This is a genomic window from Streptomyces sp. NBC_01166, assembly GCF_045039765.1.
Lineage (GTDB): Bacteria > Actinomycetota > Actinomycetes > Streptomycetales > Streptomycetaceae > Streptomyces.
Genome location: NZ_CP108613.1, coordinates 5,755,784 through 5,779,170 on the forward strand (window position 1 = coordinate 5,755,784; position 23,387 = coordinate 5,779,170).

General features: G+C 72.1%; 20 protein-coding genes. 5 read left to right on the top strand and 15 right to left on the bottom strand.

What is annotated here, in order from left to right; all coding sequences use genetic code 11:
* Positions 1 to 37: 37 nt before the first annotated feature.
* The 3 genes from OG379_RS26670 to OG379_RS26680 all read right to left on the bottom strand — a co-directional run bounded on the left by OG379_RS26670 (position 38) and on the right by OG379_RS26680 (position 3,146).
* The gene (locus OG379_RS26670; protein WP_405668655.1) at positions 38 to 661 is read right to left on the bottom strand and encodes a helix-turn-helix domain-containing protein; all 624 of its coding nucleotides are present in this window, start codon (positions 659 to 661) and stop codon (positions 38 to 40) included.
* A gap of 164 nt (positions 662 to 825) precedes the next feature.
* Positions 826 to 1,500, bottom strand: a complete 675-nt coding sequence (locus OG379_RS26675; protein ID WP_393760971.1) for a response regulator — start codon at positions 1,498 to 1,500, stop codon at positions 826 to 828.
* The gene (locus OG379_RS26680) at positions 1,497 to 3,146 is read right to left on the bottom strand and encodes an ATP-binding protein (protein ID WP_405665542.1); all 1,650 of its coding nucleotides are present in this window, start codon (positions 3,144 to 3,146) and stop codon (positions 1,497 to 1,499) included. The genes OG379_RS26675 and OG379_RS26680 overlap by 4 nt, the downstream gene beginning before the upstream one ends.
* Before the next feature lie 154 nt (positions 3,147 to 3,300).
* Here OG379_RS26680 and OG379_RS26685 point away from each other — a divergent pair, with 154 nt between their 5' ends.
* Both OG379_RS26685 and OG379_RS26690 read left to right on the top strand, forming a co-directional pair.
* Positions 3,301 to 4,665: a cation:dicarboxylate symporter family transporter gene (locus OG379_RS26685; protein ID WP_393760975.1), complete on the top strand. Its 1,365-nt coding sequence runs from the start codon at positions 3,301 to 3,303 to the stop codon at positions 4,663 to 4,665.
* A 203-nt stretch (positions 4,666 to 4,868) separates the two neighbouring features.
* On the top strand, positions 4,869 to 6,086 hold the full coding sequence (locus OG379_RS26690; protein ID WP_405665544.1) for a hypothetical protein: 1,218 nt from the start codon (positions 4,869 to 4,871) through the stop codon (positions 6,084 to 6,086).
* Positions 6,087 to 6,089: 3 nt separating this feature from the next.
* Here the strand turns inward: OG379_RS26690 and OG379_RS26695 are convergent, their stop codons facing one another.
* Positions 6,090 to 7,559: a glycoside hydrolase family 16 protein gene (locus OG379_RS26695; RefSeq protein WP_405665545.1), complete on the bottom strand. Its 1,470-nt coding sequence runs from the start codon at positions 7,557 to 7,559 to the stop codon at positions 6,090 to 6,092.
* A 179-nt stretch (positions 7,560 to 7,738) separates the two neighbouring features.
* On the opposite strand from OG379_RS26695, the gene OG379_RS26700 reads away from it, so the two are divergent.
* Positions 7,739 to 8,155 (top strand): MerR family transcriptional regulator, encoded by a 417-nt coding sequence (locus OG379_RS26700; protein ID WP_393760981.1) that lies wholly within the window; start codon positions 7,739 to 7,741, stop codon positions 8,153 to 8,155.
* The gene (trxA, locus tag OG379_RS26705) at positions 8,152 to 8,496 is read left to right on the top strand and encodes a thioredoxin (RefSeq protein ID WP_393760983.1); all 345 of its coding nucleotides are present in this window, start codon (positions 8,152 to 8,154) and stop codon (positions 8,494 to 8,496) included. Before OG379_RS26700 ends, trxA begins: the two co-directional genes overlap by 4 nt.
* A gap of 187 nt (positions 8,497 to 8,683) precedes the next feature.
* Here trxA and OG379_RS26710 read toward each other — a convergent pair whose 3' ends face one another.
* From OG379_RS26710 to OG379_RS26750, 9 genes are all read right to left on the bottom strand, one after another.
* Positions 8,684 to 9,688, bottom strand: coding sequence for an ABC transporter ATP-binding protein (locus tag OG379_RS26710; protein WP_405665547.1), 1,005 nt, complete (start codon positions 9,686 to 9,688; stop codon positions 8,684 to 8,686).
* Entirely contained in the window at positions 9,685 to 10,842 is a 1,158-nt protein-coding gene (locus tag OG379_RS26715; protein ID WP_405665549.1) for an ABC transporter ATP-binding protein, read from the bottom strand. The genes OG379_RS26710 and OG379_RS26715 overlap by 4 nt, the downstream gene beginning before the upstream one ends.
* Positions 10,842 to 11,729, bottom strand: a complete 888-nt coding sequence (locus OG379_RS26720; protein WP_405665550.1) for an ABC transporter permease — start codon at positions 11,727 to 11,729, stop codon at positions 10,842 to 10,844. Before OG379_RS26720 ends, OG379_RS26715 begins: the two co-directional genes overlap by 1 nt.
* Positions 11,726 to 12,856 carry an ABC transporter permease gene (locus OG379_RS26725; RefSeq protein WP_405665551.1) on the bottom strand — a complete coding sequence of 377 codons (1,131 nt, stop codon included), beginning with the start codon at positions 12,854 to 12,856 and terminating at the stop codon, positions 11,726 to 11,728. The genes OG379_RS26720 and OG379_RS26725 overlap by 4 nt, the downstream gene beginning before the upstream one ends.
* Before the next feature lie 4 nt (positions 12,857 to 12,860).
* A complete protein-coding gene (locus OG379_RS26730; protein WP_405665552.1) occupies positions 12,861 to 14,489 on the bottom strand; it encodes an ABC transporter substrate-binding protein in 1,629 nt (542 codons plus the stop codon).
* Between the two features lie 157 nt (positions 14,490 to 14,646).
* Complete coding sequence (locus OG379_RS26735) at positions 14,647 to 15,657, bottom strand: membrane dipeptidase (RefSeq protein WP_405665554.1); 1,011 nt, start codon at positions 15,655 to 15,657, stop codon at positions 14,647 to 14,649.
* Positions 15,654 to 16,526 carry a hypothetical protein gene (locus tag OG379_RS26740; protein ID WP_405665555.1) on the bottom strand — a complete coding sequence of 291 codons (873 nt, stop codon included), beginning with the start codon at positions 16,524 to 16,526 and terminating at the stop codon, positions 15,654 to 15,656. Before OG379_RS26740 ends, OG379_RS26735 begins: the two co-directional genes overlap by 4 nt.
* A complete protein-coding gene (locus tag OG379_RS26745; protein WP_405665557.1) occupies positions 16,523 to 18,274 on the bottom strand; it encodes a hypothetical protein in 1,752 nt (583 codons plus the stop codon). Before OG379_RS26745 ends, OG379_RS26740 begins: the two co-directional genes overlap by 4 nt.
* Before the next feature lie 365 nt (positions 18,275 to 18,639).
* Positions 18,640 to 19,359 carry an IclR family transcriptional regulator gene (locus OG379_RS26750; protein ID WP_405665558.1) on the bottom strand — a complete coding sequence of 240 codons (720 nt, stop codon included), beginning with the start codon at positions 19,357 to 19,359 and terminating at the stop codon, positions 18,640 to 18,642.
* A gap of 324 nt (positions 19,360 to 19,683) precedes the next feature.
* Between OG379_RS26750 and OG379_RS26755 the strand changes: the two genes are divergently transcribed.
* Positions 19,684 to 20,142, top strand: coding sequence for a hypothetical protein (locus OG379_RS26755; protein WP_405665559.1), 459 nt, complete (start codon positions 19,684 to 19,686; stop codon positions 20,140 to 20,142).
* Between the two features lie 14 nt (positions 20,143 to 20,156).
* On the opposite strand, the gene OG379_RS26760 is transcribed toward OG379_RS26755, so the two are convergent.
* Positions 20,157 to 20,789 (bottom strand): hypothetical protein, encoded by a 633-nt coding sequence (locus tag OG379_RS26760; protein WP_405665560.1) that lies wholly within the window; start codon positions 20,787 to 20,789, stop codon positions 20,157 to 20,159.
* Between the two features lie 130 nt (positions 20,790 to 20,919).
* Positions 20,920 to 23,352, bottom strand: a complete 2,433-nt coding sequence (gene glgB / locus OG379_RS26765) for a 1,4-alpha-glucan branching enzyme (protein ID WP_405665561.1) — start codon at positions 23,350 to 23,352, stop codon at positions 20,920 to 20,922.
* Positions 23,353 to 23,387 lie beyond the last annotated feature (35 nt).

The following is a 23,387-nucleotide window of genomic DNA, read 5'->3' on the forward strand; positions in this document are numbered from 1 at the left end:
CTCTTCGGGCGGCCGGGGCTCTCCCGCGTACGCCGGCTCAGATGCCGGCCGTCCGCCAGAACTCCTCGACCACCCGGTCCAGGAACTCCCGTCCCTCCTCGCCCGCCGTCCCGGCCCGGTCCCGGCCCGTGGTGTTCCAGCTCAGCGTCGACACCATCAGCGACTGGTAGTCGGTGTGCAACTGCTCCAGCACGTCCTGGACCAGGATCCGGTCCAGCGGTACGAGCTTGTCCACCGGGCGCACGTACGCCTGCCACCGCGTCGTGACCGCCCTGGTCAGCAGGTCCGCCAGCTCCTCGTTCCGGCCGGTCGCCGTGAGGAACTGCGCCACCGACATGTCCAGCGCGTCGCAGAGCGCCAGGGCCTGGCGCTCGTTGCCGCGCCAGCGGCCCGACTCCTCGATCCGCTGATACGCGGCGGCCGTCATCCCGAGCGTCCGCGCCAGGTCGTCCACCGCGACCTCCCGGCCCAGCCGGTGCTCGCGCAAGGTGCTCGCGGCGGCCAGCAGTTCGCCCGGCGCGCACCACAGCACACCGGCCAGCGCCATGAGTTCGCGTTCGCCCGGCAGCGCCGTGCCGCGTTCCCAGGCCATCACGGTCTCGGCGGTGATCCGAAGTCCATACTGGGCGCCGAGCCCGTACGCAACATGTCCGGGAGCCATTCCCAGCGCCTCGCGCAGGCGGCGCGCGGCGGGGGCGTTGAAGGGCGGGGTGGGGTGCACGGCCCCACCGTAGAAGGCCGGGAACGGCCTGGCTACAGGCTGTTCCTATCAGTTCACCCTTCGTGTGATCCTCCTAGGGCGCCCCGGAGGGACGGGCCGGACCATCAGCGGGTTTCAGCCACCCAGTGGTAGTGCAGCTCGGGCCGGCCGACCTGACCGTAGCTCGGCCGCCGCACGGCGCGCCCCACCGTCACCAGATGCTCCAGATAACGGCGGGCGGTGATCCGGGAGATTCCCAGCTCCTCCCCGGCGGCCGCCGCGGTCGCCCCCTCAGGTGCCTCCCGCAGGGCCCGGGTCACCGCCTCCAGCGTCGGTCCGCTCAGCCCTTTGGGCAGCGTGGCCGGGTCCGAGACCCGCAGCGCGCCCAGTGCCCGGTCCACCTCCTCCTGGCCACTCGCCTCTCCGGCCGCCGCACGGAACTCGGCGTACCGGACGAGCCGGTCCCGGAGCGTGGGATACGTGAACGGCTTCAGCACGTACTGCACGACGCCGAGCGACACGCCCTCCCGCACCACCGCCAGATCGCGCGCCGACGTCACCGCGATGACATCCGCACCGTGCCCCGCCGCGCGCAGTGAGCGCAGCAACTGCAGACCGTGCCCGTCGGGCAGATAGAGATCGAGCAGCAGCAGGTCCACCTCCGTCCGGTCCAGCGCACGTACGGCCTCCGCGCGGGAGTGGGCGACGGCGGCGACCTCGAAACCCGGCACCCGGCCCACGTACAGCTGATGGGCGTCCGCGGCCACCGGATCGTCCTCCACGACCAGCACCCGGATCACGGGGCCACCACCTCCGTGATCGCCTTAAGGCCGGCGAGCGGCAGCCGCACCGTGAACTCCGCGCCGCCGCCCTCCGCCCGGTCCAGCGCCACCGTCCCGCCGTTGCGGTGGACCGCCTGCCGGACGAGCGCCAGGCCCAGGCCCCGGCCGGTGCCGTGGGTCGTCCAGCCGCGCCGGAAGACCTCGTCCGCGTCGTCCGGGCCGATCCCGGCGCCGGTGTCCGCCACCCGCAGGAGCAGCTCGCCGGAGTCCGTCCGCGCGGTCACGGTGACCAGGGCCCGTGTCGCGGTGCGCTGCGCGGGGACGCCGGCGCCCGTCGCCGCGTCCGATGCGGCGTCCACCGCGTTGTCGATCAGATTGCCGAGGATCGTCACCAGATCCCGCGGCGCCAGTGAGCGCGGCAGGGCCCCGTCGTCGATCAGGCTGTCCTCGGCGAGCACCAGCTCCACACCGCGCTCGTTGGCCTGCGCCGCCTTGCCGAGGAGCAGGGCGGCGAGCACCGGCTCGGCGACAGCGCCCACGACCCGGTCGGTGAGGACCTGCGCCAGCTCCAGCTCCGCAGTCGCGAAGTCCACCGCCTCCTCGACCCGGTCCAGCTCGATCAGCGACACCACGGTGTGCAGCCGGTTCGCCGCCTCGTGCGCCTGCGAGCGCAGCGCCTGGGTGAAGCCGCGCTCCGAGTCGAGCTCGCCCGACAGCGCCTGCAGCTCCGTGTGGTCCCGCAGCGTCACGACCGTCCCGCGCCGCTCGCCGCCGACCACCGGGCTGGTGTTGACGACGATCACCCGGTCCGCCGTCAGATGGACCTCGTCCACCCTCGGCTCGGACGCCAGGAGCGCCCCGGTCAGTGGTGCCGGCAGCGCCAGCTCGTCGACCCGGCGCCCGACCGACCCGGGGGCCAGCCCCAGCAGCTCCCGGCCCGCGTCGTTGATCAGGGCGACCCGGCGCTGGCCGTCCAGCATGAGGAGCCCCTCGCGCACCGCGTGCAGCGTGGCCTCGTGGTAGGTGTGCATCCGGCTCAGCTCCCGGGCGTTCATCCCGTGCGTGTGCCGCCGCAGCCGGGCGTTGATCACGTACGTCCCGAGCGCGCCCAGCGCCAGGGCGGCGCCCGCAGCCGTCCCCAGGGCCCCGAGCTGCTCGCGCACCTGTGTGGAGACCCGCTCGACGGTGATGCCCGCGCTGACCAGGCCGACGATCCTGTCGCCGTCCCGGACGGGCGTGACGACCCGTATCGAGGGGCCGAGCGTGCCGGTGTACGTCTCCTCGAACGTCTCGCCGAGCAGGGCGCGCTCGGTGTGTCCGATGAAGCCCCTGCCGATCTGGGCCGGGTCGGGGTGGGTCCAGCGGACCCCCTCCGGATTCATGATCGTGACGAAGGCGATCCCGGTGTCCTCGCGGACCCGCTCCGCGTAGGGCTGGAGTACGGCGGACGGATCGGGGGTACGGATCGCCTCCCGCACCGACGGCGATCCGGCCATGGCGAGGGCGGCCGCCCGCACCTGGCGGGCCGCGGTCTCCTCCGCCTGGGAACGGCCCGAGGCGTACGCGAAGAACGCGCACCCGGCCACGACCGCGGCCACGAGCAGGGCCTGCATCGCGAACAGCTGGCCGGCCAGGCTGCGGGGGAGGGTACGGGGCAGGCGCATGCCTCACAGTCTGCCTGGCGGGGACCGCGGGCCCAAGGTGGCCGATAAGCGTCCGTGAACGATATGAACGCAAGGGTGACGGCCGTCACAGGGGCGTGAATAGTCACCGGGGCCCCCAGGGACGGGGAGCCGCCGCACACCCGAGGAGACCCCCGTGGCAGAGAAAGCCGCACGACGGGACCGCACCCACTATCTCTACATCGCCGTGATCGCCGCCGTGGTGCTGGGCATCACGGTGGGCCTCGTGGCTCCGGACTTCGCCGTGGAGCTCAAGCCGATCGGCACAGGCTTCGTCAACCTCATCAAGATGATGATCTCGCCGATCATCTTCTGCACGATCGTGCTGGGGGTCGGCTCCGTACGGAAGGCCGCCAAGGTCGGCGCCGTCGGCGGTCTGGCCCTCGGCTACTTCCTGGTGATGTCGACCGTCGCCCTGGCCATCGGCCTGGTCGTCGGCAACCTCCTGGAGCCCGGCTCCAGCCTCCACCTCACCGAGGCGGCCCGCGCCGCGGGCGAGGCGCAGGCGGGTGAGAGCGAGTCCACCGTGGACTTCCTGCTCGGCATCATCCCCACGACCATGGTGTCGGCCTTCACCGAGGGCGAGGTCCTGCAGACCCTGCTCATCGCCCTGCTCGCGGGCTTCGCGCTCCAGGCCATGGGCTCGGCCGGCGAACCCGTCCTGCGGGGCATCGGCCACATCCAGCGCCTCGTCTTCCGCATCCTCGCCATGATCATGTGGGCGGCGCCGGTCGGCGCGTTCGGTGCGATGGCGGCGGTGGTCGGTGAGACCGGCGTCGACGCCCTGAAGTCCCTCGCGATCATCATGGTCGGCTTCTACGTCACCTGCGCGCTCTTCGTCTTCCTGATCCTGGGAGCGATCCTGCGCCTGGTCGCCGGGGTCAACATCTTCTCCCTGCTGAAGTACCTGGGCCGTGAGTTCCTGCTGATCCTCTCCACCTCCTCGTCCGAGTCGGCCCTGCCGCGGCTGATCGCGAAGATGGAGCACATGGGCGTCAGCAAGCCCGTCGTCGGCATCACCGTGCCGACCGGCTACTCCTTCAACCTCGACGGCACCGCGATCTACCTCACGATGGCCTCGCTCTTCATCGCCAACGCTACGGGCGACCCGCTGAGCATCGGCGAGCAGATCTCGCTGCTGGTCTTCATGGTGATCGCCTCGAAGGGCGCGGCGGGCGTCACCGGCGCCGGCCTGGCCACCCTTGCGGGCGGTCTCCAGTCGCACCGCCCCGAACTGGTCGACGGTGTCGGCCTGATCGTCGGCATCGACCGCTTCATGAGCGAGGCCCGCGCCCTGACCAACTTCGCGGGCAACGCGGTGGCCACGGTGCTCGTCGGCACCTGGACCAAGGAGATCGACCGGGCCCGGGTGGACGAGGTCCTCTCCGGTGCCCTCCCGTTCGACGAGCAGACGATGACGGACGACGCCCACGGCGGCGAGCCGCACGTCCCGGAGGCCAGGGAGGGCGACGGGGAGCAGCCCTCGCTGGCAAAGGTGTAACGAGCGACCGAAGCGGCCGGTACGGGACCTCCCGTACCGGCCGCTCGCGTTTGCCCCGCCCCTCGATGTGCGGACAGTGTGATCGTTCCGTGCTGGCGCCGTGCGGTCTCTCCGAGCAGCATCACTCTCCTGGGCAGGTGCAGGAGGTGCCTGACCAGGCACAAGGGGTGGGGACGCTGAAGACCGTACGATGCCGAAGAGCCATGATCACGCTGCTGCTCCCGGTTCTCATCGGCACAGCCGGCTGCGGCGCGGGCGAGAAAGCCCCGGCAGGGGAGGCGGTCTACGGGCAGCCGCTCGCCGAGCAGTTCCAGGCAGCGACGGACGCCACCCGGGAGGAGGGCACCGCCGCTTTCGTCTCGACGCTGACGTACGGCACAGCGGGCGGCGACGCCGTGCAGCGCGCGCGGGGGAGCCAGGACTACGAGAGGGGCACGGCACGGGCGGACCTCGACCTCGACGCACCTCGCACGTTTCCGAAGGGCACGCTGGAGCTCCTCAGGGGATCGGCTCCGGAGGGCAAGCAGGTGCTGGCCACGGCCGACGACGACGTCTACGTCCGCAGCGGAAGCTCCGCCTGGCTGAAATTCACCCCCGAGGCCGTCAGCAAGCTCGGTGAGGCGACCGGTGAGGTCGCCGGGCACGCGGCCGGGGATGCGGCGCCGTACAGCGGGACCCTCGCGGACCTCGTTCCGCGCGCGATCCCCCGGGAGGCCCCCGAGCGCCGCGCGGACGGCAGCCGGGTCTACCGGGTGGACCTGCTGCCCGAGGTCGCGGCGGAACTTCTGCCGCGTCACCTGCGCGGTGCCGGTGAAGCCTGGGGGGCCAAGTCCGTCGGGCTGACGGTGAAGCTGGACGCCGACGGCAGACTGGCCTCGGCCGCCGCCGACCTCGCGCCCGTGCTGGCTGCCCTTCACGAGAAGGGCCTGCTCATCGACGTGAAGCGGCTGCGGGCGGCGTACGGACTCGCCGCCTTCGGCGAGCCGGTGAAGGCCGAGGGGCCCGCCGGTGGCGGTGAGCCGGTCGAGGACGCCGGTGAGGTGCTGGCGCCCGTCGCCACGTTGAAGGCCGGCCGGTGCGCGATCACCGGCGACGCCGGGCTCGGCACGGAGGAGATCGTCCGGCCCGTGGACTGCGCGGACCGGCACGACCTCCGGGTGCTGGGTCAGGTGGAGGTGGACCGGGTCTACCCCGGCCAGCCGGAACTCGGGAGCAACGACCGTTACGGGGAGGAGGAGTGCGAACGCGCCGATGCCGCCGCGCCGAAGGACTGGCGGCGCGGCGGCCGTTACGCGGACGGGTTCAGAGTGCAGGGGGAGTCCGAGGTGAGCGTGTCGGTCGCCATGGACGGGGAACCCGGCAACGGGACGGAGACGACGGTGACGGGCTCCTACACCTGTTACCTCACCGTCGCCCGATGAGTGTCAGCCGAACGGGATGCGGATGACCGACTGGTTCCCGGTGCCCACGGTGCTCGTGCCGTTGCCGATGGCGTTCCAGATCTCCACCTTCACCTTGCCGTTGACCAGGTTGCCGTGGCTTCCGGTGGACGACCTGAGCCCCTTGGCCTGCGTGTAGTGCTCGTACCCGTTGACGGGATCGGTGGCGAAGTAGTTGTACGTCTCCGTGCGGTCCCAGGACCCGTCGCCCGTACGGTCGTAACTCACCCGCACCTGTTGCCCGTTGGCTATGGCTGTGCCCGAGTCGGCGAACACGTCGAACTGGGTGGAGCCGCCGTCGTAGGCCCGGGTGATGCCCGTCGCCGTGAACGTCTGCGGACTGTGCGGGGTGCCGTCGTAGTTGCCGCCGCCCGCAGAGGCGACCGTCACCGACGAGGCGGCGGACTGGGCGGCGCCGAGGCCGCCGGCGCTGCGCAGGACGAGGGTGGAGGAGCCGGCCGGCGGATCCGTGGGCGGGTCGGTGGTGCCGCCGCCGCCCCGGGTCCAGACGCCGACGTAGTCGACCAGCATGGGCCGGCCGGGGACCGTCCCGGCGGTCGGGGTGGAGCCGCCGAGCGCGTTCGGGAAGGCGCCGCCGATCGCGAGGTTCAGCAGGAGGAAGTACCCGGCGTGGTCCGTCATGTTCGCCCACGTCGTGGCGTCCAGTTGGCTCTGGTCGACGCTGTGGAAGAGCTGGTCGTCGACGTACCAGCGCAGGGCGTTGGGCGTGACGGCCCGGTCCCACTCGAAGCGGTAGGTGTGGAAGGCGGACTGGCAGCTCGCGCCCGGGCAGACGCGGCTGTTGCCGAGGCCGGTGGTCTCGTTGCAGGGGCCGCCCGGGTTGACCCCGCAGTGCAGCACGCCCCAGACGGAGTTGATCCCGTTGACGTTCTCCATGATGTCGAACTCGCCGATGCCCGGCCAGTTCCAGTAGTTGCCCCGGTAGGGCGAGCCCAGCGCCCAGAAGGCGGGCCAGTAGCCCAGGGCCGCCTCGCCGGTGACGTTCGGCATCTGGACGCGGCCCTCGATGCGCAGGGTGCCGCCGGCCGGTGCCTTGAAGTCGGCCCGCTTGGTCTCGATGCGGCCCGAGGTCCAGTTGCCGGCGCCGTCGCGGAGCGGGGTGATGCGGAGGTTGCCGCTGCCGTCGAGGCTGACGTTGTCGGGGCTGGCGGTGTAGTTCTGGACCTCCCCGGTGCCCCAGTTGCCGGGGCCGCCGGGATAGCCGTGACCGGTGTCGATCTGCCAGTTCGCGGAGGACGGCAGGCTGCGGTTCGCGCCGTTGAAGTCGTCGCTCCACCGGAGGTCCCAGCCGGGCGTCGTCGGCACGTCACCACGGGCGGGCCCGGAACCGGCGACGGTGATCACTGCGGCGAGGGTGAGGGCGAGAGCGGTGAGGGCGGCCAGGACGGTCGTTCGGCCGTGGGGTCTGTGGGGGGTGGTGCGGCTCGTACGCAAGGGAACCTCCGGTGGGGACGTGCCGGGAAGGTTGTTTGTGAGAGCGCTCTCAGAGTTATTTAGATGCACCGGGGGCGCCCGTCAATGGGCCCGGCCGCTCCACTTCCTGAAGGCGGCGCCCTGCCCTGTGCTCACCTGGCGCTTGCCTTGACGCCGACGTCAAGGATTACCGTCGCGGTATGCGAATCGGGGAACTGGCCGAACGCGCCGGGACGACGACACGGACGCTGCGGTACTACGAGTCACGGGGCCTGCTGCACGCACGCCGCGCGGACAACGGCTACCGGACGTACGACGAGAGCGACCTGCGGCTGATCCAGCAGATCCGGACCCTCCAGGACTTCGGGTTCGACCTGGAGGAGACCCGTCCCTTCGTCGACTGCCTGCGTGCAGGCCACCCGGCGGGCGACGCCTGCCCGGCCTCGCTGGCCGTCTACCGGCGCAAGCTCGGCGAGCTGGACGCGCTCATCGGCCAGCTCCAGTCGGTCCGTACGGAGGTGGGCGCACAGTTGGCCCGCGCCGAACTGGAGGCGTCCGCCGGGGTGCCGGGCGGGCCCGAACCACGATGTGAACTGAACTGGGAGGACGACAGATGATCCACGCGGAAGGTGTCGCCGAGGTGACCGACACGACGTTCGACACGGAGGTCCTGGGAGCCGGCCTGCCGGTCCTGGTCGAATTCACCGCCGACTGGTGCGGGCCCTGCCGCCAGCTCGCCCCGGTGCTCAGCGCGATCGCCCGGGAGGAGGCCGGCCGGGTCAAGGTCGTCCAGCTCGACGTGGACCACAACCCGGGTGTCACCAGCCGCTACGCGGTGCTGTCGATGCCGACGCTGATGGTCTTCCAGGACGGCGAACCGGTGAAGTCGATGGTGGGCGCCCGCCCGAAGCGCCGCCTGCTCCAGGAGCTGGAGGACGTGCTCCCGGCGGCGGTCTGACCGCCGGGCGGTCGTCGGGCGGTTACGGACACATCGCGGGGCTGTACGCCCTGCCCGGCCCTCCGTGCCGTCCCGTCGACCGGCCTCGACGAACCAGAGGCCCGGAGTGAGATCACGGACCGACGCCGCCCCGGAAGCCGAGGCCGCGGGGAGCCGCGTGTCCGTGACCTCCCTTCCACCCGGCGGGTCAGGCCTTGGGCGGTTGCCGCTGCGCCACCCAGCAGGCGACCTCGGAGCCGGCGGCACGCTGCAGGACCGGCTCGTCGGTCCGGCAGCGGTCGACGGCGAGCGGGCAGCGGGGGTGGAAGCGGCAGCCGGGCGGGGGGCTGCCCGGGTCGGGGACCTCGCCCGTCAGCGCCCGAGGGCGGGCGCCGGTGCCGTCCGGCACCGGTACGGCGGCCAACAGGGCCTGTGTGTACGGGTGCTGCGGCGCGTTGAATATCTGCTCGACGGTGCCCGTCTCGACGACGCGGCCCAGGTACATGACGACCACCCGGTCGGCGAGCGCGCCGACCACCGCCAGGTCGTGCGAGATGAACGCGAGGGCGATGCCCTCCTCGCGCGACAGGTCCCGCAACAGATTCGCCACTGCCGCCTGCGCGGAGGCGTCGAGGGCCGACACCGGCTCGTCCGCGACGATCATCTTCGGGCGGGAGGCGAGCGCCCGGGCGATCGCCGCCCGCTGCCGCTGCCCGCCGGAGAACTCGTGCGGATACTTCTCCGCCGCTCCGTCCGGAAGGCCGACCCGGCGCAGCGCCTCGACGGCCTCGCGCGCAGTCTCCGGATCGCGGCGCCCGCGCCTGGCGCCCAGTGCGCGCTCGCGGGCGACCACGACTTCCTGGATCTGCGCGCCGACGGTGCGCCGCGGGTTGAGCGAGGCGTTCGGGTCCTGGAAGACCATCTGCAGCGGCAGCAGGCCGGAGGCGCGGCGGCGCCGTCCCATGGCGCCGACCGGTGTGCCGTCGAAGGTGACCGAGCCGGCGTGCGCTGGGGCGAGCCCGGTGACGGCGCGGGCCAGGGTGGACTTGCCGCAGCCGGACTCGCCGACGATGCCGACGATCTCACCGGGGGCGACCTCCAGACCGACCCCGGCCAGGGCACGCATCGGGGGCTGCCCCTTGCGGGGATACTCGACGACCACGTCCTCGACGCGGAGCAGTGGTGCGGCCGGGTGGCCGGCGTACACGGTCATGCCTTCCTCCTGGAGGGGGCATCGGCCGCGAGGACGGGGCCGGGAGTGGAGGGGGTGTCGGCGGGGCGGACGGCACCGGGCTCGGCCAGCACGCAGGCGACCGTACGGGCCGGGCCGATGCTGACCGGTACGGGGCGCGTACGGTCGCAGCCGTCGACGGCCGACGAGCAGCGCGGCCGGAACGGGCAGCCGGGTACCGGTGCGTCGGCGGCGGGGGCCGAACCGGGGATGGGGCGCAGCGGCACGGCGTGCCCGACGGCGGAGCGCTCGCCGAGCGACGCGTGCGGCAGAGCCTGCAACAGGCCACGCGTGTACGGGTGCTGGGGAGAGCCGATGACCTCGCCGACGGTGCCGGTCTCGATGACTCGGCCGGAGTAGAAGACGGCGATCCGGTCAGCTATGGAGGACAGCACTCCGAGGTCGTGGGTGACCATGACGACGGCCATGCCCGTCTCGCGCCGCAGCTCGTCGAGGAGTTCGACGATCCCGGCCTGGACGGTGACGTCGAGGGCGGTGGTCGGCTCGTCGGCGATGAGCAGACGCGGGTTGCAGGCCAGGGCGGAGGCGATGGCGATGCGCTGGCGCATGCCCCCCGAGAACTGGTGCGGATAGCGGGCGGCGGCCGAGGCCCCGCCGGGGATGCGCACCAGGTCGAGCAGCTCGACCGCGCGGGCCGCCGCCTGCTTGCGGCTGACGCCCTGGTGACGGCGGACGTGGTCGGTGATCTGCCGCCCCACGGTGAGCATCGGATGCAGGGCGGAGGACGGGTCCTGGAAGACGACCGCGATGTCCCGGCCGCGTACCTGCCCCCACTCCTTCTCGGGGAGCCCGACCAGCTCGCGCCCGTCGAAGCGGACCGAGCCGGTCACCCTCGCACGTTCGGGGCCGAGGCCGACCAGGGTCATGCCCGTCACCGTCTTGCCGCTCCCGGACTCCCCGGCGATCCCGAGGATCTCCCCGGGGCGGACGGCGAGACCGACACCGTCGACGAGCCGGATGTCCCGTCCGGCCCGGTGCAGGGTGACCGTCAGGTCCCGTACGTCGAGGAGAGGCTCGACGGCCGTGACGGAACCAGTCGTACCGGTACGTGCTGTGCCCGTACCCGCTCGGGAGTCCAGCGGGGTGCGCGCGCCGAGGGTGTTGTCCCCACTCATCATCGTTCTCCAGCGGTCGAGAGCTTGGGGTCGAGCCGGTCGCGCAGGGCGTCGCCGAGGACGTTGAAGGCGACCACGACCGTGACGATGGCGAGGCCGGGAACGACCGCGAGCCACCACTGGTTGAAGTACTGCGAGGCCTCGGAGATCATCGATCCCCATTCGGCGGCCGGCGGCCTGGCACCGAGCCCCAGGAAGGACAGCCCGGCGAGCAGCAGGATCGCGCCGCCGACATCCAGCATGGCGAGGACGAGCAGCGAGCCGGCGACGCCGGGCACCAGGTCCACGAGGATCGAGCGGACCGAGCCGACCCCCGCGAGCCGGTTGGCGTGCACGAAGTCCGACTCGCGCAGCGAGAGCACGGTGGAGCGCACGGTGCGCGCGTACCCGGGCCACCAGACGAGAGCGCCCGCGAGGACGGAGTTGGGCAGGGACGGGCCGAGCGAGGCGGCAACGGCCATCGCCAGGATGATCACCGGGAAGGCGAAGACGACGTCGGTGATCCGCATCAGGACCTCGTCGACCCAGCCGCCGAAGAAGCCCGCGACAAGACCGACGACCGTGCCGATCACGGCGGTCGCGGTGATGAGCAGCAGCCCGACCGGGACGGAGAGCCTGGCGCCGTACAGGACGCGGGAGAGCACGTCCCGCCCGGCTGGGTCGGTGCCGAGCCAGTGCGCGGACGACGCGCCATCGAGGGGCACCGCACTCTGGTCGAGGGGGTCGTACGGCGCGAGCACGGGGGCGAGGAGGATGACGATCAGCCACAGGAGCAGCACGCCGACGGCGACGCCCTGTGCGGGGTTGCGGCGTGCCCAGCGCCAGGCGCCGGCCACCCGTCCCGTACGGAGGCCCGGAGCGGTGACCGGGGTGAGGGTGGCGGTCATGACAGGCGGATCCTCGGGTCGAAGGCGGCGTACAGCAGGTCGGCGACCAGGTTGACCACGACGAAGACCAGGGCGATGAGGATGGATACGCCCATCACGGCGGGCAGGTCGAGGTTGGTCGAGCTGCGGAACGCGTACTGGCCGATGCCGTTCCAGGAGAACTGCTGCTCGATGTAGACGGTCGCGGCGAGCAGCAGGCTGAAGGAGAGGGTGGTGGCGGTGATCAGCTGACCGGAGGCCGAGCGCACCGCGTAGCCCCACAGGACACCGCGCGCGCGAAGTCCCTTGGCGCGCCCCGCCTTCACGAAGTCGGACGAGAGCGCTTCGAGTACGGCGCTGCGGGTGAAGCGCAGCACCATGCCGATGACGGACAGGGCGAGGACCGATGCCGGCAGGACGAGGTGGGCGGCTGCCGAGGCGAAGGCGTCCAGGTCGCCGGCGAGGAGCGCGTCGGCCGTGTAGAAGCCGGTGATCTGGGCCGGTGGATCGAGGGCAGGGGCGAGCCGCCCGGAACCGGGCAGGATGCCGAGGTTCTTGACGAACAGCACGGCGGCGACCATCCCGATCCAGAAGGTCGGCAGGGAGACCCCGGTGAGCGAGAGGGTGCGGGAGATCCGGTCGAGCCGGCCGCCGCGCCCCTTCGCGGCGAGTACGCCGAACAGGACACCGATGACGATGGCCATCGCGGTGGCGACGACGACCAGTTCGAGGGTGGCGGGCAGCTTCTCGGCGAGGTCGTCGAGGACCGGGCGCTGGGTCTGCTGCGAGGTGCCCAGATCCCCGGTGAGCAGGTTGCCGAGGTACGAGGCGTACTGCATCGGCAGCGACCGGTCGAGGCCCTGGTCGGCGCGGTAGCGGGCGACGATCTCGGGGTCGTCGAGGGCGCGCTGGCCGAGGTTGGCGGTGGCGGGGTCCGCCGGGACGACGGAGCTGAGCAGGAACGTCACCAGGGTGACGCCGAGGACGATCAGCACCGAGGACGCGACGCGGCGCAGCGCGTACGCCGCCAGCGGCGGCATCCTGCGGCGGGCACGGGGAGTGTCCTTCGCGGTGTCCGGTGGGCCCGCGGGTGCGGGGGCCGGTCCGGCGAGGGCCGTGCCGGGGGCGGTGTCGGCGGTGTCGGTCACTGGGTCATCCCTCCGAGCGGCCGAGCGCGGCCAGATCGAGGTAGTAGAGCGGGTTGCGGACCAGTCCGGTGACCTCGGACGAGGCGACGGTGACGAAGTTCGGCTCCAGCAGCGGGACGAAGGGACCGTCCTCGTTCATCGCCCGGTTCCACGCCGTGTAGGCGGTGAGCCGGTCCTGCTCGTCGACCGAGCCGTACGCCTTCTCGGTGAGGGCGGCGAGTCCGGGAGCGGCCTTCGCCGGCCAGTGCACCCGCTTGGAGAGGAAGTCGCCGGGCGCGAAGCCGAGCACGTTCTGCGGATCGAGGTAGTCCGGCGGGTAGGACCACAGGGCGAGCTGCGTCCTGCCGTCCACGTACCGCTGCAGGGAGGTCGACGTCGGCGAGGGGCGGAGCGTGACGGTGATCCCGATCTTCCCCAGGTCGCTCTGTATCCGCTGGGCCATCACGCCGTAATCGAGACCGGCCAGCCGGTGGTAGTCACTGGCGTAGTCGAGGGTCAGCTCGATCTTCTTCAGGCGCTGTTCCTTCTTGGCCTTCTCGACGAGGGCGCGGGCGGCTCCGGGGTCGTGGACCACGGCGTCCCCCTTGCCGAGACCCCCGGTGAAGACGGTCGGCAGGATGCCGGTGGCCTGGGCGGAGCCGGGCCCGGCGACCTCGACGAGGCCCTCGTAGTCGATGCCGAGCCGGATGGCCTTCCGCACGTCGTCGGAGGCCGTGGGGAGGCTCTTCGCACGGCTGACCGCGAGGTAGAGCACCTCGGCCGCCCTGCTGTTGTCGACGGTGAGATCGGCGCCGTGCAGGCCCTTGGTCTGCAGCGCCGAGATGTCGAGGGCGATCTGCGAGTCACCGGACTGCACCCCGAGCAGCTGCTGCTGCGCGGACGGAACGTTCCGGATGATCACCCTGGGGTAGGCCGGTGCGTCACCGGAGTACTCCGGGTTGGCCTCCAGGACGATCTGCGAGGAGTTGCTGTAACTCTTCAGCCGGTACGGCCCGGAACCCGCCGACGCCGTGTTCAGCCAGGTCTCGGCCTTGTCCTCGGTGACCGCGTTCTTCGCGTCGGTGCCGCCGTGCGCGCGCACCGCGTCGGCGTTGAGCACCCCGAACTGCGGGGTGGCGAGCATGGCGGGCACGTCGGCGCGGGGCGACTCGGTGGTGACGACGACGGTCCGTGCGTCCTTCGTCTCGACGGAGATCCCGGCCATCAGATAGGCCGGGCTGGCGTCGACGTGGCGCAGCCGGTCGAAGGAGAAGACGACGTCGCTCGCCTCGACGGGGGTGCCGTCGGAGAACCGGGCGTCCTCCCGGAGGGTGAACGTCCAGGACTGCCCGTCCCCGGAGTTGGACCAGGACGCGGCCAGACCGGGCACCGGCGTACGGAGGTCGTCGCCCCGGTAGGTGGTCAGCGTCTCGTACAGCGCGTGGTCGACGAGGTAGTCGGTGGGCTGGTAGACGCGGGCGGGGTCGATGGACTTGGCGTTGAACGCCGTGTCGACGACGAGGGTGTGGCGCGCGGCTTCGACGGACACGCCCGCGGTCGCACAGGAGGTGAGCGAGGCGGTCAGGGCGGCGGTCAGAGCGAGTGCGGCGAGAGTGCGCCGCCGGGGCCGGGGCGCGAGGGGACGGTGGGGCATCGGGGTCTCCACTCGGAGAGACGGGCAGGGAGGAGGCGGGGGAGTCACTCCTGGGTGGCGTCCCGGGGCGTGGGGCTCGCTCCGGGTGCGTACGGCGTCCGACGGGTACCTCGGTGGGGCCCGGCGGCGGTTGGCGGTCCGCCACCGGGCCGGGTGGTCAGGCCGAGGCGGTCACGGGCACGGCCGGCGGGCCGCCCTGCAGGTCCACGTCGATGGTCTGCTTGTACAGGCGCAGCCAGTTGCCGCCGCACAGCTTCTCGACCTCGGCGGGTGAGAAGCCGGCCTTGGCCAGCCCGTCGGGGATGTTGCCGAACTGGGCCGCCGTCTCGAACCACTCCGGGTCCGGCACGACCGGCGACTGCCCGGGCTTGCCCGCCCCGTACTCGGGGCCGCGGGTCCAGTGGCCCTTGCGCATCTCCACCATGTGCTCCTCGGTGAGGAAGCGGCCGAGGTCGGAACCGACACCGACGTGATCGACGCCGATCCGCTCCACGGTGCGGGCGACCAGCTCGCACCAGCTGTCGACGGTCTCGCTCCACTCCCCGGCGATGTTCGGATACATCGTCAGGCCGAGCACCCCGCCCCGCTCCGCGAGCGCGTCGATGACCTCGGGCCGCTTGTTGCGGGCATGGTCGAAGAACTCGCGCGGGTTGGCGTGGTTGACCGCCACGGGGACGGCCGAGGCGTGGATCGCGTCGTACGAGGTCCGGTCGCCGACGTGCGAGCAGTCGACGAGGACGCCGCAGCGGTTCATCTCCTGGACGGCGTTGCGGCCGAAGCGGGTCAGGCCGGCGTCGGTGGTCTCGTAGCAGCTCGCGCCCAGGGTGTTCTGGATGTTGTAGGTGAGCTGCATGACCCGCAGGCCCATGCGGGCGAACAGCTCGACGTAGTCCAGCCGGTCCTCGATCGGGGAGGCGTTCTGCGTCCCCATGAGGACGGCGGTGCGGCCCTCGGCGGCAGCCGACTCGATGTCGGCCGTGGAGTACGCGATCCGTATGAGATCGGCGTTGTCGCGTTCCATCCCGTACCAGTCGGCGAGGGCCTGCATGGTCTCCGCCGCGTTCTCCCAGAACGCGATGGTGTTGGTCACGCAGTCCACGCGCCCGGCGCGCAGCTCCTCGAAGACCGTCCGGTTGAAGACGCCGCACTCGAGTCCGTCGATGTTCATCGCTGCTCTCCCTCGTTGATGGAGCTGATGGAGTGGATGGCCGTGCCGCCGACGAAGTCCACGTCGTCGGTGAGGTCGGGTTCGATCACGCCGTTCTCGTCGACGGCCGTCGCGCCCGCGTGCTTGAGAGAGGTCACCGACTCCGTGGACAGCGCGTGCGCGGAGTCCTCGAAGAGCGACCACCACAGGGCGGCGGGGGTCTCCACCCCGGCGTGTACCGCGCGGGCCGCGGGCAGCGATCCCACGAGCGGCAGCAGCCGCAACAGTTCGCTGTCGTCGGGCAGTTCGGGAGCGCGGCGCTCCATGACGAGGAGTACGCCGTCGCCGGCCAGGGCCTCGGGCAGCGGAGGCAGCCCGGCGGCCGGCGCGGCGTCCGAAGGGATGGGCGTCATCGTGATCACCACGCCCCGGTCGGTGCCCTGGTGCTCCAGTACGGCGGTGAGTCCGGCGCGCTCGATGTGCCCGGCCCACAGGGTGACCCGCTTGCCAGGCTCGGCCTGGAGCAGGTCGAGCAGTGCGGGGGCGACGACGAGGGCGCTCTGCCCGAGGCAGTCGACCACGAGTGCGCCGGGGGCCTCGGCGGCGATCTCCACCCGGCCCGAGCCGGTGCGGTCGGCGGCGCTGAGCCCCTCGGAGAGGAACTGGAGCGCGGGCAGCCCGGCGGCCTGGGCGTGCAGCACCAGGTCGCGTACGGCGGGTACGGCGCCGAGTGCGAGGCCCTGGGCCTGGAGCAGGCGCTCGGTGATGAGCCGCAGTTCGCGCAGTGACAGGTGGAGGGTCTCGGCGTCGGAGGCGTTCTGCCAGGTGCGCCCGAGGCGGTCGGCGGCGCCGTCGCTCCCGGTGCCGCTGGTGAGCGTGGCGGAGGTCATCGGGTGGCTCCGTTCGAGGGGGCGGGCGCGTCGAGGAGGACGGTGCCGGCGGGGCGCGGCACGGCGGGCCAGAACCACGGGCCGGTGCCGGCACCCTCCAGGTCGGCGGCGGTGGGAGCGCCCTGGAAGATCACGCCGCGCAGGTCACGGCCGAGGTAGTCCTTGGTGCGTTCCAGGCCGTAGAGGGCGGCGTTCGCCAGGCGGATGATCCGCGCGGGGACGAAGTCGGCGTCACGGATGTTGGTGTGCGGTACGGCGTAGGGGTGCCCGGCGAGGGACTGGAGGCGCTCGACGGCTCCCCGCAGATCCGGCCGGCGTGCGAGGAGGCGTCCGACGGGCAGGGCCGGGTCCTCGGCGGCGAGTACGCCGTCGAGATGCTGGACCATGCCGGGGATGTCCACGGTGAGATCGACGGTGCCCTCGGGCAGTTCGGCGGTGGCGCCGCACCGGGGTTCCTCGGCGGACCGGGACTTGTACCAGGTGTTGGCGATCGCGCCCGGCGCCGTCCGGTCGACGGCGAGAGCCCAGGCGTACCGGTCGGTGAGCAGCGCGCGCAGCTCACCGGCGGCCATCGAGCCGTCCCGGCGGAACGTCTCGTTGACCGTGAGCCCTGCCGCGAGCCGGTCAGACTCCGCCGGATCCAGCTCGGTGAGCACGGAGTTGACCACTTCTGCGGCCTCGTCGCAGACCCCCTCGACGCCGTCGACCAGCTCGGCCACCGTCGGCACCCGGCCTTCCGCCTCGGCAGCGGCTGCGCGTCCGGGGATCGCGTCGAGGATCCGGCGCAGGTCGGCGGCGATCCGTGCGGCGGGGGTGAAGCAGGTGTACTCGTTGACGTCTTCGCTCTGGTAGAAAGCAGCCCGCTCCAGCAGGGTGACCAGCGTGTCCGCCACACCGGAACCGGGCGCCGCCGCGAGGCCGCGGGCGTGGGCGAGGGCCTGCTCGCGCAGCGAGATCCAGCGGTCCACCAGCACCGGGTGGTTGCCGACCCACAGGACCAGGCCGAGCGCGGAGCTGTTGCCGACGCCGAGGAAGCGGCGCACCTGCGGATCGAGGGCCACAGCCGTCTCCGAGCGGCGGGCGGCCAGCGCCTCGACCAGGTCCGCGCTCAGCTCACGCATCATGTACGCGGACAGCAACTGGGCGTGGTACGGCACCGCGAGCGGGTGGTCGTCGCCGTACGCGAGGAACGTACGCGTGCCGAAGGTGCCGTTGCCGTCGAGGCCGATGTTGCGCATCAGGTAGCCGACGCGGGCGAGAGCGACGGTGTCGGGCTGCCGGCCCGCCGCCAGCGCCTCGACGACGTGCTCGAAGACGCGCAGCGAACGGTTGGCGCGGCACCAGGTGAGCGTGTGCGCGGTGGCGCGGCCGTGGTAGAGACGCGGCATCTCGTTGCGGGTGTGCTCGACGTCCCCGGCCGTCGCGGGACCGTCGAGGAGGGCGCCCATCATGTCCCAGCCGAGGTCGAAGATGCGCAGGGTGCGCTCCTGCGACGACGGCGGGAAGGCGAAGGCCACGAAGTCCATCACGCGGTCCGCGGCGTGGATGCGGTAGACGGCCTCGCCGCTGCCGTCCGCCTCGACGGTCAGCGAGCGGCGCTCGACGCGCCAGTCCTCGCGAAGCATCCGGTTGACCAGGGAGCGGGCCGAGGAGAGGCGCCCGGCCTGCAGGGAGGAGAGGGCGGTCGAGGTCATGATCTCGGCGGCCGGCCGGCCGGCGGGCCCGGCCGGACTGGGCTGTGGTGCCACGGATGGTTCCTTTCGTGCGGGTCTTGCGGTGCGGTGCCGCCGCGGGGGAGCGGCGGACGTCGTCGGCGGGGCCGGCGGGACGGCCCCGGCGGGCGGCAGAGCGGGTGCGGGCAGGGCAGGGCGTCGGGACAAACCCGGGGCCAGACATGGGTATTCACGGAGGGGCGCCGGCAGGGGGTGAGGTCCGGTCGCGCGGGTGGTGCGGGGTGACGGCGCGGCGGGGCACGCCCCGGTCGGGGACGGCGGCCCGGGGTGCCGCGGGGGCCGGGTCCGGGCGGACGAGGGCCGGGGCCGTGCGGGAAGGGAGGGATGCTGCGGACGGGGTCCGGGTCAGGGCCCGGCGGGGAGGGATCCGGCGGCGGCGGTCATCTCCTCCCGGAGACGATCTTGGTGACACGGGCCGCGCAGGCCACGGTGTCGGCCGCCGCCGCCTCGGCGTCGAAGCGGACCATCGGGCCGACCACGGACAGCGCCGCCATCACGCGATGCCGGGCGTCGAGGACCGGGGCCGCCACGGCGACCGTCGGCTCCAGCCGGTTGGGCAGCGAGATCGCGTAGCCGAGGTCCCGGATGCGCTCCAACTCCGCGTCACCGGCGGTCGGTACCCCCGCCTCGCGCAGCGCCTCCAGATCGTGCGGCAGCGCCCAGGCGGTGAGCACCCGGCCCGAGGCGGTGTCCGAGATCGGCATCCGCGCCTCGATCCGGGAGTCGACACGCAGCAGCCGGTCCACCTCGACCCGCTGCACTATCCGCGCCGAGTCACCGTCGAGGACGGCCAGCGAGACCGTCTCGTCGACCAGGGCGGCCAGTTCCTCCATCGCCGCGGTGGCCCGGTGACCGAGTCCGGCCTGGGCGAACGCGGCGTCGGAGAGCCTGGAGACACGGAGACTGAGCCGGTAGGTCCCGTCCTCCGCCTGCTCGGCCCACCCACCGGCGCACAGCGTCACCAGCTGCCGGTGCACATAGCCCCGGCTGCCGCCGGTGCGACGGGCGAGCTCGGACACCCCCACACCCTGCGGCTCGTCGGCCAGGGCTGCGAGGACCTCCAGCGTCTTGAGCGAGGAGGTGAGGATCTGGGTGGCCAATGTGCTGTCTCCTATAAGAGGACACTGTCTCCGATCGGGATGCGTCACTAAAACACCGCACTCGTCAGGCCGTCAATGGTTGCCTGAAGAAAAACAACAGACACACCCTCAGGTGCGGTATTCACCTGTGTATGCCTTGGATTTCATTCCGATGAGCGCATCTGGCTTACGAATATGAGGCTACGGCGAGTTCGGTGCGTCACCTCCGTGTGTCTTCCATACGGAGACGGCGCTGGGGCCGCGCCACCCTGTGCGGCTGACTACGATCTTCCCGGACCCGGAACGTGTCGAGCGCGCCGGGGGACATCGATCATGGGGGAAGCAATGCGCAGGACACTTACCGCGACGGCCTTCGTTCTGGCGGCCGCTCTGCTGACGGGCTGCGGTGGTGACGCGGAGAAGCCGGCCGACGCGGGCAAGGGGAGCAGCCCCGCCGCTCAGGGATCGGCGAAGCCGGAGGAGGGCGGCGGAGGTGCCGTGGAGGAAGGCGCCTCGCACGAGGTGACGATCAAGGTCGAGGGGACGGGCAGGAGCAACGTCATGTACACCCTCGACGACTCGGACTTCGCGGAGGTGGACCTGCCGTGGACGAAGACGGCCACCATCGCCCCGCGGGGCGCGGAGCGCGAGGTCGGCCGGCTGGTGCTCGTGACGCCGGGCAACACGACCGGGGCCGACGGCATGCTCGTCGCGGCGGGGTGTTCGATCACCGTCGACGGTAAGACGGTCGTCGAGAACGAGGGTGGCAAGACGGGCAAGCCCTGCTCGTACACGCTCAAGTAGGCAGGGACACGCGCTCAGTCAGGGTTGCGGGGCGCGCGGTGGCGGTCTCGCGACGTCCGTGCGATCTCGATGTCGGACCGAAGGGCGCTGAGGCGCACCGGACTTCGCGAATCGTCCAGCACGGCCACACGCAACTGGTCGCCGATCCGTGGCGGCGGTACCTCCTCCGACCACCACGAGGGGTGCTTCGCCTGGTCGATGAAGCCGGGGACGGCGGCTCCGGCCACCTCCACCGCGGAACCGACCGGAGCCACCGCGCTCACGGTGACGTCGGCCTCCTGGTCGTTCACGAGCCGCGTGGAGACCGGCCGGCCGGCGGGCCACAGGACTGCCGAGAGGACCGTCCCCTTGGCGAGTCCCGCGGTCGGTCCACCGGAGAGCGTGACGCGGGCCGTGTGGGGAGGGTCCAGGAACGCGACCTCCCGCCCGTAGCACTCGATCCTGGTGACGGTGAGCGGGCCGGCGGGTGCGGGCCCGGCGGAAGCGGCGGGGGAGAGGAACGGCTGACCGGCCCGGGCCACTCCGCTGAGGCACCGGACGATGCAGACGCCCCCGAGGTCGTCCCCGTACTCGACCTCGTAGATCCGCAGCGTGCAGCCGAGCTCGTGGACCGGCTCCGGCTCCACCGGCCGTTTCTCCGTGCTCACCGCGAGGACCGCCCTGTGTACGTGGCCGCTGATACACGCATGGCCGCAAGGTAACGCACATGGGTGACGCGTCGACGGGAAAGGGGCGGCGCACCCGGAGGTCCGGACGTACCGCCCCTGTCCCGTTCGCTCAGGCCGGCCGCAGCCAGACCGTCGCCAGCGGCGGGAGCGTCAGCGTGATGCTGGTGTCCCTGCCGTGCGCCTGTACCGCCTCCGGCTTCAGCGGCTCCTCGTTGCGTACGTCGCTGCCGCCGTAGCGTGCCGCGTCCGTGTTCAGGACCTCGACCCAGGCCTCCGGGCCGTCCGGCACGCCGATCCGGTAGTCCTGCCGCACCACCGGGGAGAAGTGGGAGACGGCGATCAGCGGTGATCCGTCCGCGTCGTAGCGGACGAACGCGAACGCGTTGTCCTCCGCGGCGCCGCCGTCGATCCAGCTGAAGCCCTCTGGCGAGGTGTCCCGCTGCCAGAGCGCGGGCAGGGCGTTGTAGACCGCGTTGAGGTCCGTGACCAGGGAACGTACGCCCCGGTGGTCGCCGGAGGCCTCGTACGTCTCGTCGAGCAGCCACCAGTCCGGGCCGTGGCCCTCGGACCACTCGGCGCCCTGTGCGAACTCCTGCCCCATGAAGAGCAGTTGCTTGCCGGGGTGGGCCCACATGAAGCCCAGGTAGGCGCGGTGGTTCGCCCGCCGCTGCCACCAGTCGCCGGGCATCTTGGTGACCAGGGCCTGCTTGCCGTGCACCACCTCGTCGTGCGAGATCGGCAGCACGTAGTTCTCGCTGTACGCGTACACCATCGAGAAGGTCATCTCGTTGTGGTGGTACTTGCGGTGGATCGGCTCCTTGGACATGTACACGAGGGAGTCGTGCATCCAGCCCATGTTCCACTTCAGACCGAAGCCCAGACCGCCGTGGTCCGTGGCGCGGGTGACCCCTTCCCAGGCGGTCGACTCCTCCGCCATCGTGACGACGCCCGGGTTGCGCCGGTAGACCGTCGCGTTCATCTCCTGGAGGAAGGCGACCGCGTCCAGGTTCTCCCGGCCCCCGAACTCGTTCGGCGACCACTGGCCGTCCTCGCGGGAGTAGTCGAGGTAGAGCATGGAGGCGACCGCGTCGACCCGCAGCCCGTCGATGTGGAACTCCTCGCACCAGTAAGTGGCGTTGGAGACGAGGAAGTTACGGACCTCCTTGCGACCGTAGTCGAACTCCAGGGTCCCCCAGTCCGGGTGCGCGGCCCGGTTCGGGTCGGAGTGCTCGTACAGCGGGCGGCCGTCGAATTCGGCGAGCGCCCAGTCGTCGCGCGGGAAGTGCGCCGGCACCCAGTCCATGAGGACGCCGATGCCCGCCGCGTGCAGCGCGTCGACCAGGAAGCGGAAGTCGTCCGGGGTGCCCATGCGGGACGTCGGCGCGTAGAAGCCGGTGACCTGATAGCCCCAGGAGCCGCCGAAGGGGTGCTCCGAGACCGGCATCAACTCCACGTGTGTGAAGCCGAGTTCCCGTACGTAGGCCGGGAGCTGGGAGGCCAGCTGGCGGTAACTGAGGCCCGGCCGCCAGGAGGGGAGGTGGATCTCGTAGACGGAGAACGGGGACTCGTGGACCGGCCGGTCGCCCCGGTGGGCCATCCAGTCGGCGTCCTGCCACTCGTGGCGCGAGGCCGTGACCACCGAGGCGGTGGCGGGCGGGACCTCCGTGTGCCGGGCCATCGGGTCGGCCCGCTGGGTGTGAGACCCGTCGGGCCGGCAGATGTCGTACTTGTAGACGGCGCCCTCGCCGACACCCGGGAGGAAGACCTCCCAGATGCCGGTGGAGCCGAGCGAGCGCATGGGGAAAGCGGTGCCGTCCCAGTAGTTGAAGTCGCCCGTGACGCGGACCCCGCGCGCGTTCGGCGCCCAGACGGTGAACCGGGTGCCGGACACCCCCTGGTGCTCCATCGGCTGCGAGCCGAGGGCCTTCCAGAGCTCCTCGTGCCGGCCCTCGCCGATGAGGTGCAGATCGAGTTCGCCGATGGCGGGCAGGAAGCGGTACGGGTCGTCCACCTCGATCGTGTTGTCGTCGTAGGCGACCTGGAGGCGGTACCCGTCCGGCACGGCGGGCAGCGGCAGGACGCCCGAGAAGAAACCGTCGCCGTCGCTCTGCAGCTCGGCCCGCTTGTCCCCGGCCAGCACCGTCACCGTGCGGGCGAAGGGGCGCAGCGCCCGGAAGAGCACTCCGCCCGAGGTCGGGTGCGCGCCCAGGAGCCCGTGCGGATCGTGGTGCTCACCGGCGAGCAGCCGGCCCCGGTCCGCGTCGTCCAGGGTGGTGGCGGGCAGCACGTTCTTGCTGCCCCCGCCGCGCCGGGGACGGGGCGGGGCGCCGGTGGCCGCGGCCGCCGTCCTCCTGGCCCGCGCGCGCTTCACCGGGGGCGGCGGGGGCGGCGCGTCCGCGGGTGCGTCAGCGGGTGCTTCGGCGGGGGCGGGAGCCGCGGCGGGTGGAGCCGCGGGGGCGGTGACCTCGGTGGTCACCGGCTTGGCGGTGGGAGGGACCTCGATGGGGTCGGAGGGCTTGCGGGACGGCTTGCGGGCGGTCACAGAGACTGCCTCCTCGGAAGGCTCGGGGGGGTGAG

What these genes read in the sequence shown, in the direction of transcription:
- OG379_RS26670 (WP_405668655.1), bottom strand. Translation starts at nt 661, where the DNA reads ATGGCTCCCGGACATGTTGCGTACGGGCTCGGCGCCCAGTATGGACTT.
- OG379_RS26680 (WP_405665542.1), bottom strand. Translation starts at nt 3,146, where the DNA reads ATGCGCCTGCCCCGTACCCTCCCCCGCAGCCTGGCCGGCCAGCTGTTC.
- OG379_RS26690 (WP_405665544.1), top strand. Translation starts at nt 4,869, where the DNA reads ATGATCACGCTGCTGCTCCCGGTTCTCATCGGCACAGCCGGCTGCGGC.
- OG379_RS26700 (WP_393760981.1), top strand. Translation starts at nt 7,739, where the DNA reads ATGCGAATCGGGGAACTGGCCGAACGCGCCGGGACGACGACACGGACG.
- trxA (WP_393760983.1), top strand. Translation starts at nt 8,152, where the DNA reads ATGATCCACGCGGAAGGTGTCGCCGAGGTGACCGACACGACGTTCGAC.
- OG379_RS26710 (WP_405665547.1), bottom strand. Translation starts at nt 9,688, where the DNA reads ATGACCGTGTACGCCGGCCACCCGGCCGCACCACTGCTCCGCGTCGAG.
- OG379_RS26715 (WP_405665549.1), bottom strand. Translation starts at nt 10,842, where the DNA reads ATGAGTGGGGACAACACCCTCGGCGCGCGCACCCCGCTGGACTCCCGA.
- OG379_RS26720 (WP_405665550.1), bottom strand. Translation starts at nt 11,729, where the DNA reads ATGACCGCCACCCTCACCCCGGTCACCGCTCCGGGCCTCCGTACGGGA.
- OG379_RS26730 (WP_405665552.1), bottom strand. Translation starts at nt 14,489, where the DNA reads ATGCCCCACCGTCCCCTCGCGCCCCGGCCCCGGCGGCGCACTCTCGCC.
- OG379_RS26735 (WP_405665554.1), bottom strand. Translation starts at nt 15,657, where the DNA reads ATGAACATCGACGGACTCGAGTGCGGCGTCTTCAACCGGACGGTCTTC.
- OG379_RS26740 (WP_405665555.1), bottom strand. Translation starts at nt 16,526, where the DNA reads ATGACCTCCGCCACGCTCACCAGCGGCACCGGGAGCGACGGCGCCGCC.
- OG379_RS26755 (WP_405665559.1), top strand. Translation starts at nt 19,684, where the DNA reads ATGCGCAGGACACTTACCGCGACGGCCTTCGTTCTGGCGGCCGCTCTG.